The 16220-nt window shown below is 70.7% G+C and carries 12 protein-coding genes; 8 read left to right on the forward strand and 4 right to left on the reverse strand.

Annotated elements, in window-relative coordinates:
* From KBX46_RS20680 to KBX46_RS20700, 5 genes are all read left to right on the forward strand, one after another.
* The coding region (locus tag KBX46_RS20680; RefSeq protein ID WP_210793719.1) for a hypothetical protein at positions 1–1692 on the forward strand (1692 nt) is incomplete at its 5' end.
* A 113-nt stretch (positions 1693–1805) separates the two neighbouring features.
* On the forward strand, positions 1806–2126 hold the full coding sequence (locus tag KBX46_RS20685) for a WXG100 family type VII secretion target (RefSeq protein ID WP_099855207.1): 321 nt from the start codon (positions 1806–1808) through the stop codon (positions 2124–2126).
* A gap of 27 nt (positions 2127–2153) precedes the next feature.
* Positions 2154–2468: a WXG100 family type VII secretion target gene (locus KBX46_RS20690; protein ID WP_210793720.1), complete on the forward strand. Its 315-nt coding sequence runs from the start codon at positions 2154–2156 to the stop codon at positions 2466–2468.
* A gap of 11 nt (positions 2469–2479) precedes the next feature.
* Positions 2480–2788, forward strand: a complete 309-nt coding sequence (locus tag KBX46_RS20695) for a YbaB/EbfC family nucleoid-associated protein (protein WP_158240942.1) — start codon at positions 2480–2482, stop codon at positions 2786–2788.
* 370 nt (positions 2789–3158) lie between these two features.
* Entirely contained in the window at positions 3159–3338 is a 180-nt protein-coding gene (locus KBX46_RS20700; protein ID WP_099855201.1) for a hypothetical protein, read from the forward strand.
* A gap of 392 nt (positions 3339–3730) precedes the next feature.
* Here the strand turns inward: KBX46_RS20700 and KBX46_RS20705 are convergent, their stop codons facing one another.
* Positions 3731–11467, reverse strand: coding sequence for a hypothetical protein (locus KBX46_RS20705; protein WP_210793721.1), 7737 nt, complete (start codon positions 11465–11467; stop codon positions 3731–3733).
* Positions 11468–11476: 9 nt separating this feature from the next.
* A complete protein-coding gene (locus KBX46_RS20710) occupies positions 11477–11965 on the reverse strand; it encodes a hypothetical protein (protein ID WP_210793722.1) in 489 nt (162 codons plus the stop codon).
* Positions 11966–12107: 142 nt separating this feature from the next.
* Here KBX46_RS20710 and KBX46_RS20715 point away from each other — a divergent pair, with 142 nt between their 5' ends.
* A complete protein-coding gene (locus KBX46_RS20715; RefSeq protein WP_210793723.1) occupies positions 12108–12758 on the forward strand; it encodes a hypothetical protein in 651 nt (216 codons plus the stop codon).
* A gap of 181 nt (positions 12759–12939) precedes the next feature.
* The gene (locus KBX46_RS20720) at positions 12940–13584 is read left to right on the forward strand and encodes a hypothetical protein (RefSeq protein ID WP_210793724.1); all 645 of its coding nucleotides are present in this window, start codon (positions 12940–12942) and stop codon (positions 13582–13584) included.
* Positions 13585–13587: 3 nt separating this feature from the next.
* Here the strand turns inward: KBX46_RS20720 and KBX46_RS33025 are convergent, their stop codons facing one another.
* On the reverse strand, positions 13588–14838 hold the full coding sequence (locus KBX46_RS33025) for a zf-HC2 domain-containing protein (RefSeq protein WP_210793725.1): 1251 nt from the start codon (positions 14836–14838) through the stop codon (positions 13588–13590).
* Between the two features lie 270 nt (positions 14839–15108).
* On the opposite strand from KBX46_RS33025, the gene KBX46_RS20730 reads away from it, so the two are divergent.
* Complete coding sequence (locus tag KBX46_RS20730; protein WP_210793726.1) at positions 15109–15735, forward strand: response regulator transcription factor; 627 nt, start codon at positions 15109–15111, stop codon at positions 15733–15735.
* A 168-nt stretch (positions 15736–15903) separates the two neighbouring features.
* On the opposite strand, the gene KBX46_RS20735 is transcribed toward KBX46_RS20730, so the two are convergent.
* Entirely contained in the window at positions 15904–16218 is a 315-nt protein-coding gene (locus tag KBX46_RS20735; protein ID WP_210793727.1) for a sigma factor-like helix-turn-helix DNA-binding protein, read from the reverse strand.
* Positions 16219–16220: the final 2 nt, after the last annotated feature.

Raw genomic sequence — 16220 nt, forward strand, 5'->3', positions numbered from 1 at the left:
GCGGACGGCACGACGGTGGACCGTAGTGCCGCTGGTGACGTCACGCGTGAGGTGAGCGCGGATGGTGCGACGTTCGACCGGTTCACCCCCGAGGGCAAGCCGACGCATGGCACGGTGCCGGGGTCGGATGGGCAGCCGGCGCAGGCGGTGGACATCGCTTACGGCGGTGACGGCAGCAGCACGTGGACGTATGCCGACGGCGCCAAGGTCGAGCGCAACCCTGACGGCGTGGTGGTTCGGCAGACCACCTCCGAGGGCACCGTCTTCGACCGGTTCGACGGCGACGGTAAGCCGACGCATGGCACGGTGCCGGGGTCGGATGGGCAGCCGGCGCAGGCGGTGGACATCGCTTACGGCGGTGACGGCAGCAGCACGTGGACGTATGCCGATGGCGCCAAGGTCGACCGCAACCCTGACGGCGCGGTGATTCGGCAGACCACCTCCGAGGGCACCGTCTTCGACCGGTTCGACGGCGACGGCAGGCCCACCCACGGAACCGTGCCGGGGCAGGACGGGGGACCCGGGCAGCAGGTCGACATCACGTACGGCGCCGACGGGTCGAGTGTCTGGAGTTACCAGGGCGACGGCTCGAAGGTCTTCAGTGCCGCGGACGGGACGGTGACCCGGCAGGAGCTGAAGGACGGCAGCGTCTTCGACCGGTTCAACGGCGACGGCAGGCCCACCCACGGAACCGTGCCGGGGCAGGACGGGCGACCCGGGCAGCAGGTCGACATCACGTACGGCGCCGACGGGTCGAGTGTCTGGAGTTACCAGGGCGACGGCACCAAGGTCTACCGCAACGCCGAGGGTGACACCACCCGGCAGGTGCTGAAGGACGGCACGACCTTCGACCAGTTCGACGCGAAGGGCAACCCCACGCACGGCACCGCGCCGAGCACGAACGGGCAGCCGGCCCAGCAGATCACCATCACGTACGCCCCGGACGGGTCGAGCACTTGGAAGTACGGCGACGGCACGACGATCCAGCGGAACCCGGCGGGAGTCGTGACGGGGATGCAGGCCGGCGGGTGGACGTTCGACACGTTCGACGGCCAGGGACGGCCCACACACGCCACCGAGGACGGCAAGAACAACGCCGTGGACATCGAGTACGCCGCCGACGGTTCGAGTGTGTGGACGTACCGGGACGGGACAGTCGTCAGCCGTAACCCCGACGGGGACGTCGTGCTGATGCAGGCCGACGGGTGGATCTACGACGTGTTCGACGGTCAGGGCCGCCCGTTGCACGGGAGCAAGGACGGCAAGAGCATCACCATCTCGTACGGGGCCGACGGGCTCACCACCCTCATGTACGACCCGAAGAACGGGGTGGTCACCGACGGCAACGGCAAGCCGGTCGCCGTGATCGTGGACGGCAAGCGTTACGAGTACGCCGTGCAGATCCCGCTGCTCGGGGAGTCGATCGGCAGTCTGCGTAAGCAGCGTGACTCGGTCGAGAGCAGCCTCAATGCGATGGCGATCCACCTGCAGTCGATCTGCGAATCGTGGAACAGCCCGGCGGGGGACAAGTACGAGGCCCTCACCACCGACCTGAAGAAGCTCACCACCGACACCCGCGGCCTGCTCGATGACGCCCTCATGGCGATGCAGAAGTCGTACGAAACCTACGTCGCGGCCGAGGGAGCGAACCTCAAGAGCATGACCGCCGAGACCAGGATGACGCAGCGCTGAACCGGGGACTGTCGCGGTGTCCCGCAAAGAGGTCACTCGCGCTGTCCGCGCGGGCACCACCATCCTGATGAAGGCATAACAGCTGTCGACGGCAGCGGAAGGAAGAAGTTGCGATGGACCACATTCTCGTAACACCGGAAATGATCATGGACGCCGCGGCCAGCTGTGACGTGACCGCGACGGATATCGACGGTGAACTGGCCAACCTGCGGACGACTGTGGTGCAGATGCAGGCGATCTGGCACGGCGTCGCGGCCGGGCAGTTCGAGATCCTCATGCACGACTTCGACGTGTTCGGCCGGATGCTGCACAACGCGCTGACCGACATCGGCAGTGGCCTGCGCGGCAACTTCCACAACTACGTCGATGCCGAGCAGGCCAACATCAACAGCCTCGTCGCCGTCAACCAGGACATCCCCGGCGCGAACCTCTAGCCCTCCGCCACGAGACAGGACAGATCCATGCCAGATCCCACCACCAGTAACCTGCGCGTCCCGGCGGAACTGGAGATGGCCGGGCAGACGCTCAACGCCAAAGCCGCCGAAATCGAAGAGCAACTCGGGGCGCTGATCAACAAGTTGATGCCCCTGCAGGACCAGTGGCAGGGCCCGGCCCAGTCCTATTACCAAGGTCTGCAGCAGGAGTGGAACATCGCCGCAGACGGCCTCTTCGGCCCGACCGGTGTGCTCGGCAGGATCGCGTCGGCGATGAACCTGTCGTGGAACAACTACGCCGAGGGCGAATGGGCCAACGTGCGTACCTGGTCAGGGCGCTGAGGGAGGATCCCATGTCGGACTTGGACCGGATGTTGGAGCAGGCGCAGGCGGTGCAGGAGCAGATGGCCGCCATGCGCGACCGGCTGTCGGCCACCGAGGTCACCGGCACGGCCGCCAACGGTGCGGTGCGGGTCTCGATGACCGCGGCTGGCACCTTCACCGCCGTACACCTGAATCCGAACCTGTTCACCGACATCGACCCGGAGGAGATGGAGGAGCTGATGCTCGCCGCCCTTCAGGACGCCGGTGCACAGTTGCGCGACATGACCGAGCGCCGGATGGGCTCGCTCAACGAGATCTTCCAGTCGATCCAGCAGTAGCCGGGTAACAAGAGAAAGGCGACAGCACGCCGACGTAATTCGCCGACCCGCCGGAGACGTCGCTGCACCGACTGCTGCCGCGTGCCGCCAGCGGCGTGCCCGACGATGCTCGCGCAAGCCCGGATTGCCCTGGCGGGCGGGGACGCGGCCGGGCGGCGGCCGCAGTCCCCGGCACCGGGCTCGACTGGGACGCGAACGCTCGGCGGCCGCTCCAGGCATACCTACCCGGTGGCCTGCCGAACGGCCCGCGAGCCGACCCCTCGCCGGAGGTTCACGCGCGCGGACCTGCGCTCGGAGTGGGTGGCGCACCTGCCACCGGCGCTCGATCTGACGGCCGCGCCCGAGCCGCTGCGCACCGCGACCGCCGACGATGCCGCCCCGGGCGTCACCGCCGGCCTGCGCGGTTCGCTGGCGGGCGTGGCGGCCCGACGGCGTGTGGGCGTACGTGCTGGGGCTCGACGCACCGGTGACCGAGCTGGCCGGCGCTATCGCCACGCCCATGCGCGCTCTGACCGGCTCGGACCTGCCGGTCCCGCTGGTCGAGATGTAAGTACCGGTTACCGCGACGCCCGCCCACCAGCGGCCCGCTGCTGCTCTATCTCGACGCGGGAGCCGGCGTCCTGGAGTCTCCAAGCTCATGGCAGACGTCGTCGGACCGAGGCGCGTCGCGTCCAGCAGCAACGCGCGCGTCGTCGCGCTCCAGCACCGCGGTGCCTAGGTCCTGGCTGCCGTCGACCTTGAGCGTGGGCGTGCCGGTGGTCCTGGGGTCGTGGCATACGAGGGGTGCCGTACTCGTCGGACGCCAGCCAGAGCACCTGCTCGTCCGCGCTGCGCTGCACTTAGGTGGTGAGCCGGGCCAGGCCCTCGGTGATGGACGGTGGCGGAGAGCAGGGTGCTGGGCGGGCAGTCGGCAGTGGTGGCCGGTCGGTTCCTCTCGCCCGCTCAACAGTCCAGGATCAGCGCACCGAGGGTGTCCAGCACCGGCCGTCGTGCCGGATTGGCGACGGCCAGCAGCCTCAGACCGTCCATCAGCGTCAGCTTCGTCTCGAGGTGTAGATCCCGGGCCGCGGCGTGCACCTCGGCTGTCGGCAGCGGCTCACCCCGGGTGGTGCCGTGGGCGTATCCCAGCAACCGCGCCATTGCCGCGTCCGAGGCCGTCACAACCGGCAGGCCGGTGTGCAACGCGGGCAGGGCGCTCAGCACCGCGTCGCTCTCGCCGAGCAGCCCGGCGAGCAGCGTGTTCCGGCGGACCGGGTCGGCCTCGGTGAGGAAGGCGTCGCGGATGTCAGCGTGCCCGGTCGCGGCCAGGGTGTCGGCCGCCTCGTCCGCTGCCGTCCGCGTATCGGGCGCCGGACCGGTCAGCTCGGAGTCGCTGATCGGGAGCGCCTGGACCTGCTCACCCGGCAGCCCGGGTACCCGGCCGAGCGGCTCCAGTCCGGCCGTGGCCAGCTGGACGGTCCCCGGGAGCTCGTGCAACTCGGTGGTCGCCACCGCGTCGCCGCGGAACAGCTCGTCGTACGCGGTCAGCCAGTCCAGCGTGAACGACTGGCCCAGCGCCTCGCTGACCGGTGCCGGCAGGTCGATGGTGGGCAGGTCGTCGAAGGCGGAACCGGCGGCGCGCACCTGCTCGCCGAGCAGGGCGTGGTGCAGCAGCAGGAGGGGTATCGAACGCACCAGGTCGCTGAGTATGTCCCGCAGTCCGTCCACTGCGGCGGCTACCACCGCCGGAGTGTCGCCGCCACGTTCGGCCCAGGTCTGGGCGTAGGTGGTGGCCTCCCGGATATCGCCGTCGAGTAGATGGGTGATCCATTGCTGGGTGGCGGCGTCGATGTCCGGGTCGGGACGGTTCAGGGCCTCGTGGATGTCCGCGCGGGCCTGGTCGACGACGGGGCGCGCGGCGCTCTCGTACGCCGTTGGCGTCGCCTCCAGCAGCCGCGTGGTGTCGTCGCCCTCGGCGGGGGTGTTCGCGTTCGCGTGCCGGCGCAGCGCCTCCTCGCTGAAGTACCCGGGGATGCTGGCCTCGATGGTGGTGGCGAGCGCCTCCCACTGCTGCGCCCCCGCCGGATCCGCCGACTCGTCGAAAGCCGTGCGTAGCCTGGTCCGGGCGTCGTTGTAGAAAGCCTGCACGGCCGTCTCCGACACGTGCCGGCCCGCGTCGCGCGCCTCGAGTACGGCGGCCTGCACGGCTGCCTCGTGGCGGTGCGCCTGCAGATAGCTGAACGTGCTGCCGCGTACGGCGGTCAGCAGCTGCTCGTAGCGCACCTGCCACTCGTGCTCGGTCGCCTGGAATGCCGGGTCGTCGCTGCGGGTGCCCGCGGCGATCACCGGCGCCCACACCCGGTCGAACAGGTGACGCCCGGCGGCGACGAATTCCGTCCGGAACCGGTCGGCCACCTCGGCGGGCAGCCGGTCGAGCGACGCTGGTTGCGGGCTCCGCTCGGTCCGGGCGGCCGCGTCGGCCACCGCGTTGCCGAAGGCGCCGACAAGGTCGGGCCGGAACTCCTCGACGCGCCGGGCGGTGCCGATCCGGGCGGCGTAGTCGGTGCGCAGCGCGTCCTGCCGCGCCGTCCACTGCTGCGTCCGCGCTGCCTGGTCCAGGGTGGAGTTCCCGGTCGGGTTTGTCGGAGCGCCGTTGCTGGCGCCGAACCGGTACGACTCTGCGGCCGGCGCCCCGGTCGGGGCGCTGGTGAGGGCAGAGGCGAGCAGGCTGATCTGCGGGCTGCCGGGTAGGCCTGTGAGCAGCCGGTCTGCGATCTGCTGTGCCCGCTCTGGTGTGACCGGCTGGCGGGTGCCGACGAACTCGACGGTTGACACGGGTGGCTGCGACGGGTGCAGCTCGGCCAGCGCCGCGCGGATGGCCGGCAGGCTGGTCACCGAGGCGTCGACGACGACGGTCAGGCCCGGGCCGGGGCGCAGCACCAGCCTGGTGGGCCCCGCCCCGGCGTGGAGGTGTACCACGTTGTCCTGCATGGTCATCGAGAGGCCGTAGGGCATCGCTGTGCCGTACGGCGCCTCGTGGGTAAGCGGCGCGCGCATCGGCACGGCGGGTGCCGGCGTCGGCTCCACCATCACCGGCGGCGCCTCCGGTTTCGCCACTGCGCCGGCCGGCGTGCGGGGGGCCAGGTCGTGCGCCGGGGCGGCTGGGAGGTCGTACTCTCCGGGCGGGTTTGTCGGAGCGCCGTTGCTGGCGCCGAACCGGTACGACTTCGCGGCTGGTGCCCCGGTCGGGGCGTCGGTGAGGGCGGCCGCGAGCAGGCTGATCTGCGGGTTGCCGGGTAGGCCGGCGAGCAGTCGGTCCGCGATCTGCTGGGCGCGTTCCGGCGTGATCGGCTGGCGGGCGCCGACGAATTCGACGGTTGATACGGGGGGCTGCGACGGGTGCAGCCTGGTCAGCGTTGCCCTGATGTCCGGCAGGTTAGTCACTGAGCTGTCGACGACGATGGTCAGGTCCGGGCCGGGGCGTAGCACCAGTCGGGTGGGTTCCATCCCTGTGTGGAGGTGTACGACGTTGCCCTGTCCGGTCAGCGAGAGGCCATGAGGCATCGCGGTGACGTAGGGCGCTTCGTGGGCGAGCGGTGGGCGCATCGGTACGGTCGGTGCCGGGGGCGGCGTCGGGTCCAGCACGACCGGCGGTGCCTGCGGTTTCGCCACTACCTGCGGTGTCGCCACGGCGTCCACCGGCGTACCCGGGGCCGCTTCGTGCGCCGGGACAGCTGGCGTGGCCAGGGCAGCCGGCATGGTTCCCGCCGGGTGCTCACCGGGCGCCGGGTCGGGAGTCCGCACCTCGGTGCCGGGCGGTTGTTCGGGCCGTGGCTTGCGAAGCACGTTGTGCGGCGCCTCGGCGGGGTTCCCGAGCACGTACTTACCGTCATGGCCCCTGGTGATGATGCGGGCGGCTCTCGCCTCCGCGGCGGGCGTCTGATCGGGCTGTGGCTTGCGAAGCACGTTGTGCGGCGCCTCGGCGGGAGCCCCAAGCACGTACGTACCGTCATCGCCCCTGGTGACGATGCGGGCGGCGTTCGCCTCCTCTGGACCGCCGACCCCGGCACCGGCACGCGTCGCGGGCTTGCCACTGCCCAGCGTGCGGCCCGGATCGGACCGCTCGCCCGCCGCGTCGGCGTGGGTGCGGGCATCCCGTGCCATCGCGGCGGCACTGCTCTCCGCGGTGCTGCGCGGCTTGACGAAGGTCAGCGCGCCGTCGTCGGCCTGCCCCGCCGATCCGTGAGACGGGCCGCGGCCGGACAGGCCGCCTCCCCTCGAACCCGGAGCACCGCCTCCCCCCGAACCCGGGGCGCCGCCGCCCCCGCCGAACGAGTGGCCACCGGTGGGTCCGGCACCGTCCATGGTGATCGCGCCGGACTCGGGGTCGAGTCTGATCTGGTCGGGAGTGATCGTTCGTGGGTTCGCCGGAACGAAGGTGCCGTCCGGCAGCATGCGCAGCGAGTCGAGCCCGTTGCCGCCGCCGGCCATCCACCGGTCGATGGAAACCGACCGGCTCTGCGTGCCGATCTCGACCACCTCGAGCGACGTGGCCCGCACCTTCACCGGCTCTACCCTGCCGTTCTCCATGCTCCAGCGGTAGTGGACGTCCGGCGGCGTGCCCTCCCTGCCGAACGACGGGTTGCCGGCCGGCTTGCCAACCGTGATGGGCGGGGCGCCGGGGCCCACGCCCTCGGTCGTGCCCAGCGGCCTCCACTGGTGGCTCGCTTGGTCCTTGACCAGCAACGACCTGGGCTCACGATGGAAGAACAGATCCCCGCCGTCGACCCGTCGCCCGGCCGGCGGCCTGCTGACCGGCTCGCCCCAGTATCTCAAATGGTCGATCGAGCGTGAGTGCCAGCCGTTTTGCACCCCCGGCCCGTCCAGGTCGTGGAAGCTCGTCTCGCCGGGCCGCGGTTTCACCGACGGCCCCGACGCGAGTCCCGGCGGCGTTGGGAACGTCAAAAGGTCCACGGTGCCATCCGGGTTCTGCCGGAGCATCTGCGTGAGCCTCTTGGGCTGGGGCTGGGCAGCCCCGGCCGGACGAGCCGCCGGTGTGGCCGAGTTGACGTCCCAGGACCTGCCGTCGGGGGAGTAGCTGATGATCTTGCCGCTCAACGGCTGCGAGTCCAGGACAGTCTCGCCCCGGCGCAGCGTGGTCGGGCCCATCGTGCCGTCGGCGCGCAGCTCGATGTAGGACAAGGACGTGTCCGGGCCGGTGGCGGGTCCCTCGGGGGTCGGGCGCGCATCGCCGCCGGGGCGTCGCACCTCGGCCGGGAACCGCGACTCCGCCGAAACCCGCACAAGATCGGCACGCCCGTCGGGGCCGGTCTGCAGCAGCTGACGCCCGGGGGTGGGGGTGCTGGCCCGGGGCGTGGCAGGCCCCGGAGCGTCGGCCCGGGTGGCCGCCTGGTCCGGTCGCACCGGCACGGCGCCATGCTCGATCCGAGTGGATCCCGCGTCCGCCCGTGCCGGTGCGGGTGGAGCCGACGCGTTCTGCAGGCGCGAGTCGGCGCGCGTCACGGCCGATCGGTCGGAATGCCCGGCCACCGCCGTGTCCACCTCGCCCGGCCGCTGCGTCGCCGATCCGTGAGACGGGCCGTGGCTGGACAGGCCGCCGCCTCCGCCGAACGAGTGGCCACCGGTAAGCCGGACACCGTCCACGGTGATCGCGCCGGACTTGGGATCGAGTCTGATCTGGTCGCTGATCGCTCGAGGGTTCGCCGGAGCGAGAGTGCCGTCCGGCAGCATGCGCAGCGAGTCGAGCCCGTTGCCGCCGCCCGTGCCGCCGGTGGCCATCTGCCGGCCGATGGAAACCGACCGGGTCTGCGTGCCGATTTCGACCACCTCGAGCGACGTGGCCCGCACCTTCACCGGCTCTACCTTGCCGTTCTCCATGCTCCAGCGGTAGTGGGCGCTGTCCGGCGGCGTGCCCTGTCCAGTGCCCCCCCTGCTGAACGACGGGTTGTCGGCCGGCTTGCCAACCGTGACGGGCGGCGCGTCGGGGGCCCGGCCCCAGCCCTTCGGGAGCGTCGCCACGCCCTCGGTCGTGCCCAGCGGCCTCCACTGGTGGCTCACTGGGTCCTTGACCAGCATCGACGTGGGCTCACGCTGGAAGAACAGCTCCTTACCGTCGACCCTTTGCCCGGTCAACTGCGGCCTGCTGATCTGGTCGACCTTGAATCCCTCATCCGGGCTGAACGAGCGCGACTGCCAGCCTTGGCGCACCCCGGGCCCGTTCAGGTCGTGGAAGCTCGGCTCGCCGGGCCGCGGTTTCACCGGCGGCCCCGACGCGAGCGCCGGCGGCTTGTGGAACGTCAGAAGGTCCACGGTGCCATCCGGGTTCTGCCGGAGCATCTGCGTGGGCCGGGGCTGGGCAGCCCCGGCCGTACGAACCGCCGGTGTGACCGAGTTGACGTCCCACGACCTGCCGTCGGGGGAGTAGCTGAGGAGCTGCTCCTGCGGCTTGCCGTTCAACGGCTGCGAGTGCAGGACGTTCTCGCCCGGGCGCAGCGTGGTCGGGCCCATCGTGCCGTCGGCGCGCAGCTCGACATAGGACAAGGACCTGTCCGGGCCGGTGGCGGGTCCCTCGAGGGTCGGGCGCGCATCGCCGCCGGGCTGTCGCCCCTCGGCCGTGAACCGCGACTCCGCCGAAACCCGCACAAGATCGGCACGCCCGTCGGGGCCGGTCTGGAGCAGCTGACGCCCGGGGGTCGGGGTGCTCGCAGGCCCCGGAGCGTCGGCCCCGGTGGTGCCGCGCACCTTGTCGAGGAACGTTTCGTGGTGGGCGCGTAGTTGTTGGGGGGTCGGGTGTGTGGCGGTGGTGGCGGTTTCGTCGAGTACGCGCCCGGGGCCGTGCTTCGACCGGTCGGGGGGAAGGTCGGCTGTGGTGGCGCGTTGTTTTCCTTCGTAGGCATTGGCGTGTTGGTCGCGCAGTTGTTGGGAGGTCGGATGCGCGGCGGTGGTGGCGGTTTCGTCGAGTACGCGCCCGGGGCCGTGCTTCGACCAGTCGGGGGGAAGGTCGGCTTTGGTGCCGCCAATTCCTTCGAAGGCCTTGACGTGGTTTTCGCGTAGTTGTTGGGGGGTCGGGTGTGTGGCGCCGATGGCGGCTTCGTCGAGTACGCGCCCGGCGATGAGCTTCGAGAAGTCGGGGGTATGGCGAGGGGCGACGGGGCCGGCGGTGGTGCCGCGTATCTCTTCGGAGAACTTGACGTTGTGGTCGCGCAGTTGGTGGGAGGTCGGGTGCGCGGGGCTGGTGGCGGTTTCGTTGAACACGCGCCCGGGCGCGTGCGGCGCGACGGTGTGCGAGGTGGTGGTGGCTGGCACGTAGTCGGTGACGCCGGGCCGACCGGTCGGCGGCATCAGGTGGTTGCCGCTGTTCAGCACCGACGTCTCGGGCAGGCCGCCGGGGCGCATGGCGGGGGGGAGCGACGTCCCGTGCGGCACGGTGGCCGGGCCGGTCGGCGGGGTGGCGTGGATCGTCGGTCCGGTGGCCGACGACTCGCGAGGGGTGGCACGACCCTCGGCCATCCCGACCAGGCCCCGCTCGGTCACGGTGGGCTGGGGCGGCTGGCGGACGACGTTCGACGCCGGGGTGTTGACCTGCGGGGAAAAGTCGCCGCGCGCGCCGGTGGGGGAAACGGTGCGGTCGAGGTTCGCCATCCGCAGCCCGTCGCCGTGCGTGCCGGCCTGTGGTGCGGCCGTCGTCGTCGTGGTGGTGCGCGGTGCGCCGAGCGGCTGGTTGACGTGACCGTTGCCCTGCTGGGTGGACGCGCTCAGCGACTTGGTGCCGCCCGGCGCGCCGACCGCCAGACGGCTTACGTCGCCGGCGGACGAGGCCGACACGGTCGGTGCGGCGTGGCTGCCGGCCGGCACCACCGGCGCGGCCGTGATGTCGCTGGCGCTCACCGCAGGCGTGGTGTCGTTGACGCGGGGTGTGTTGGCGATGTCCGCGCCCTTGACCGGCGCCGGGCTGTTGAGCCGCACGGTGTTGCCGTCCGTCCCGGTGGCCGGCGACACCTTCGGCGACGCCTGCGTCTTCGGGACCGGCGGGGGAGTGGCACCGCGGGAACCCAGCCGCGGCACCGAGTTGACGGCCCGGATCGAGAACAGACCGCCCAGCCCGCCCGCGAGCAGGATGTTCAGCAACAGCTCCCAGCTGTGCAGCTCCACCGGCAGGTCCATCGCCCCGTAGACGATTCCCCGCATGCCGAACTCCATCGCGACCTGCATGGAACCGAACGTCAGGAAGCCCAGCGCGACGTCGATCAGCATGGTGGCGATCCGGCCGGCTACTGCGTTCATGGCCGGCAGCAGGCTGGCGAGCAGGCTCGACAGGGCGGCGAGGGCGGGTGCCAGCACGAATGCGAGGCCGATCGTGAGCACACCGAAGATGGCCAGCACGATCTGGACGATCGTGGCCGCCTTCTCCCGCTTGATCTGCTCCTCGACCTTGCTGGCGTACTCGTCGAGGAAGTTCGCGAAATCCCGCGCCGCGTCGGCCATCTTGCCCAGTTTGACGTTCACCGCGTTCGCCGCGGCAGTCGCCGAAAAGTATGCGAACCCAGACCACTTGATGCTGTTGTAGGCCGACATCACCGTGCCACCGAGCGACTCCAGTCGATCGGCCTGTGCACGCCAGTCGGCAGCGAGCGCGCGCAGCTCCGCAGGGCTCGCGTGCCCGTTCGTCTGCTTCGCCACGGCGCGTCGTCAGCTGTCGGTCTTCGGCGTGGGGTACGGGTTGGTGTTGTAGTCCACGGTGATCGGCGGCATCGTGCTGTCCTGCGGTCCCCCCTCGCCGTCGCCCTCGTCGGCGATGGCGTGGACGAAAGCGTCGAACATGTCTGTCACGGCGTGCTCGGCGGCGTTGTAGTTCGCCGCCGCCACCACGGCGCCGTAGCGGACCCGGTCGAGGATGCCCGGGGTCTCCACCTTGGTGGTGTCGGCCGGGTCGGGGGTGCCGAACAGGCGGTTCTGCACGTCCTGGAGGCGTTCGTTGAACGAGTCGGCCGCCTCGGAACTCTCACCGACCCAACCGATCTTGAGCTGGTCCCAGGTGTTGCCGATCTCCCTCCAGTCGTCCTGCAGGCTGGTGATCAGCGAAGCCAGGTAGACGCTCGCGGACCGGTGCATGTAGTACATATCCACGTTGATCCGCACGGCAGAGGCGTCATAGTTGGTCGCACCGTCACTCACCATGCACGCTCCGTAGGTTAGACTTCACCCTCCCAGCCCGACCGTAGCCACGTGGCAGGGCAGCGTCCCAGACCCCGTTGCGGCGTCGGCGGGTCGTACCAAGAGGGACGTTGCCGGCACCCCAACGCGCGCGCATGGTGTAGGCATGAGCGATCCCAAGACCTCTGTCGTGCCGGTCGATCTGACCCAGGAATGGCCGACCGGCCGTCACGTCAGCGGGAAGAACGAGGACCTCGTCGGCTTCGAGGCGCCCACTTCGGACGGCCAGGGAGGCTACACCAACACCGAGGGTAAGCCGGTCGACGAGCACGGCAACCTGCTGCCCGACCCGAACGCGCCCACGGGCGATCCGGGCGAACCGGACCTGCGCAGCTACGACGTCAGCCCCGGCCAGATCTACGACGCCGAAACGACGATCCTTCAGGCGATGACGGGCCAGATCGCCGAGTTCGAGCAATTCCGCGACACCGCGATCGCCAGGTCGAGCTGGATCTTCTCGGCCGGCATGAAGTCGAACACGGCCGCCGCCTTGAATGGGGGGATTCAATACGGCAATTTATACAACGGGGGCGGCCGCACCACCACCGACCATGGCGTGTACGCCGAGTACGTGGACCCGCAACCGCAACAGGAACAGACCGCGGAGATTCAGTACAGCCAGTTCCAACTGCTGCAGGGCTGCGCCGGCGTGCTCGCGTTGGTCGGTGAGTTCGTCGGCAGGCTCAACAACGCCGCCCAGATCTACGCCGGCGCGGACATCAACTCCACAGTCCCGGACGGCACCAGCACCGCCTGAGCCTACAGCGGTGACCGGTCCCCTCGGCGGCTTGGCGCAGGACCTTTGTCCTGCTCCAACAGCCTGATCCGCTTGCGCGCCTCCCGCGGTTCGACCGACTCGCTGCCGGCTGTCCCCGGCACCGGTGGGTCGTACCAAGAGGGACGTTGCCGCCACCCCAACGCGCGCGCAAGGTTGAGGTATGAGCGATCCCAACACCTCTGTCGTCCCGGCCGATCTGACCCAGGAATGGCCGACCGGCCGCCACGTCAGCGGGAAGAACGAGGACCTCGTCGGCTTCGAGGCGCCCACCTCGGACGGCCAGGGAGGCTACACGAACACCGACGGTAAGCCCGTCGATGAGCACGGCAACCTGCTGCCCGACCCGAACGCGCCCACGGGTGACCCGGCCGAACCGGACCTGCGCACCTACGATGTCAGCCCCGGCCAGATGTACGACGCCGAGACAACGATCCTCCAGGCGACGACGGGCCAGATCGCCGACTTCGAGCGCTTCCGCGACGCCGCGATCGCCAAGTCGAGCTGGATCTTCTGGGCCACAAAGGAGTCGGACACGGTCGCCGTCTACCACGAGGGGGTTCCGCTCAACAACAACGTCAAGTGGATCGGCCCCTACGACGACGGCAGCGGCTCGTACGCCCCGTTCAAGGATCCCCACCCGGACCAGACCGCGGAGATCCAGTACAGCCAGTTCCAACTGCTGCAGGGCTGCGCCGGCGTGCTCGCGTTGGTCGGCGAGTTTGTCGGGAGGCTCAACAACGCAGCCCAGATCTACGCCGGCGCGGACATCAACTCCACAGTCCCGGACGGCACCAGCACCGCCTGAGCCTCAGCCGCCGTTGGGGCCGATCTCAGCTTCGGTGTCGTGCGAGAAGTACACGGTCACCACGGTCTTGCGGTCGCTGCGCAGCACCGTCACGTGCGAGATGCCGGCGATCGCGGCGGGCACTGTGCCGGACACCTCCTGCTCCTTGCCCGCCCCGCCGGTCCAGTTGACGACCGCCCATCGGTTGTCGTCCGGGCCGTAGCCGTACAGCCGGTAGCCGGTCCCCCTGGTCAGACCGGTCAGCTTCGCGCGCACCTCGGTCGACCCGTCCTTGGCGGTCAGCGTCACCGTCATGCGAACCCCGCTGTCCACGTCGGTCGTCGAGGCCGCCGCGCTCACGGCGGCGCGGGCCGTCGGTGTGCTGGGCTCGCCGTCGTGCTCGCGCAGGAGCATTGTCGCGGTGGTTCCGCCGAGCGTGACGGTCGCGGCCAGCAACCCGATCGAAACGATCAGCGACCCGGTATGCCGGACCGGTCGCGTCTGCCCGGCCGGTTGCGTGGTCAGGGGCATCGGAGCAGGCACGGTCGACGGCGCCGGCCGCTTCACGGGCTTGGTGCGTACGCCCGGCGCGATCGTCGGTAGCACCGGCGTGGCAGCCGGATCGGCGGCGGCAACCACAGGCGCGACGGTCGACACCATGGGCGCGACGGTCGGTGCCGTGAGCGATACGGCCGGCAGGGCAGGTGCGGCAGCCGGCGCGGCGGGTGCAGCAGCCGGCACAGCACGCCCAGCGGGCGCGGCGGGCTTGGCGGGCGGCGCGGCGGGCGGCACCGTGGGCCCAGCGGGCGGCACGGTGGGCGCGGCGTTCGGCACGGCGGGCGGCACCGTGGGAGCGGAGGTTTCCTTGGCCGGCGCGACGGCGGTGCGCGTCGTCGGAGCGGGCGGCGGCGGTTCGGGCGCCGGCGCATCAGTCAGGGCTGCGGACTCCGTGGGGCGGCTGCGGCCGGACCGGCGTGATCGAGGCGGCCAGCCGATTCGGGACCGGGGCTCCTCGCGCTCCTCGATCGGGGCGAACCGGGCCGGGAACGCCGGTGGCACCGACGTGCCGAGCGCGCCGTACATGCTGGCCAGCCCTTCCCGGTCGTCGAGGAGCAGGGCCATCGCCGCGAGCGCCTCGCACACCTTCGCCGCCTCGTCGCGGCAGGTTCCGCACGCGTCGAGGTGGGCGCGCACCCGGTGGGCCGAGGCCACGTCGAGCTCGTCGAGGTAGTAGAGCCCGAGCAACTCCTCGACGTGCTCGGTGCCGTCCGCCACAGATATCAATCCCCGGTCCGCTTCGCTGGTCCGAGCCCTCACCGGGCTCCCTGCCCATCCTCGCCGAACGCCGGGGCGCCGCGAGACACCAGGCGAGCATGCTCGATCCGTACGGGAAACGGAAAGTCCCTCATCGGGGGGCATCGCCACCGCAACCGACCGGGACGCTGGCGGATTTCCGCGGTTCGTGAACCGGACGGGGCCGGGATCCGTCTCAGTGGCGCCCGTGGAACACGGGCCCGACAGCTTGGAGGAGCCCCGGTGTTGACAGTGGCCATCGTCTCCGATCAGCCCATCTCCCGGGCTGGCCTGGAAAAGCTGGCATCCGACGACGGCGGTCTGCGCGTCGCGGCCACCGTGGCGAACGTGGACGAACTGCTGGCCGGTGGTCAGACGTTCGACGCGGTGGTGCTGGAGTTGCCGTCAGGCGGGACGGACAACATCGCGAGGGCGGCAACGGTGGGCAGGCCGCTGGTGAGCGCGGCGTGGCACCGGTCACCGAGCCTGCTGGCCGCCGTCCGGGCCGGGGCGCGGGGTTGTTTCAGCAGCCTCAGCGAACAGCGTGACGTGCGGGAGGCGGTGCGGGTGATCATCCGCGGTGGCTTCTACATCTGCCCGCGGCTGGTCGATCAGTTTCAGGGCGAGCTCGCCCGCGGCGGGGGCGAGGAGCAGAACGGCCTGGCGCCGCGGGAGGTCGAGACGCTGCGGCTCATCGCCTCCGGCTTCACGCACGCGCAGATCGCGACCCGCATGGGCCTCTCGCAGGCGACGGTCAATACGTACGCGAAGCGGATCCGCGCGAAACTGAACGTCAGCAACAAGGCGGAGCTGACCCGGATGGCGATCGAACTGGGCCACTTCAGCCACCCTCGCCGGCTGAGCCGCACCGCGGCCTGAGCGCGCGCTGGGCGTGGGGGACCAGACCAACGACGCGGCACGTGCCGCCAAGGATCGGACCCGCTTCCGGCTCCGTCCCGGGCGCCCGCCGCCATGATCGTCGTGGCGGCTTGCGATCAGTCATCTGTTCGCTCATCTACTGCGTTCCGCAGAGCAGAGTGTCATGCCCTACGCGGGGGGCCGCGTTCCACCGGCGGTTCCCGAATGTCGAAGTTCGCGTCCGGCCAGTGCCTCGCGCAATGCCCGCAGAGCGTAGGAGGTGCGTGACTTCACCGTTCCCGGCGGCACGTGCAGGACCTCGGCGACCTCGGCCACCGACGCCCGACTCCACCGGCCGTCAGCGTTGCGAGCCTCCGGATAACGCCAGGCACGTAGCAGCGTCTCTTGGACGATGTCCTCGGCCCGGCGTACGTCGCCCCGGGTCAACCTGGTCAGGAAGCTGAGCAGCACCGGACCGTGGACCTGCTGAAGGTGGCGCAGCACGG

The organism is Micromonospora sp. C81 (assembly GCF_018070425.1).
GTDB lineage: Bacteria > Actinomycetota > Actinomycetes > Mycobacteriales > Micromonosporaceae > Micromonospora > Micromonospora zamorensis.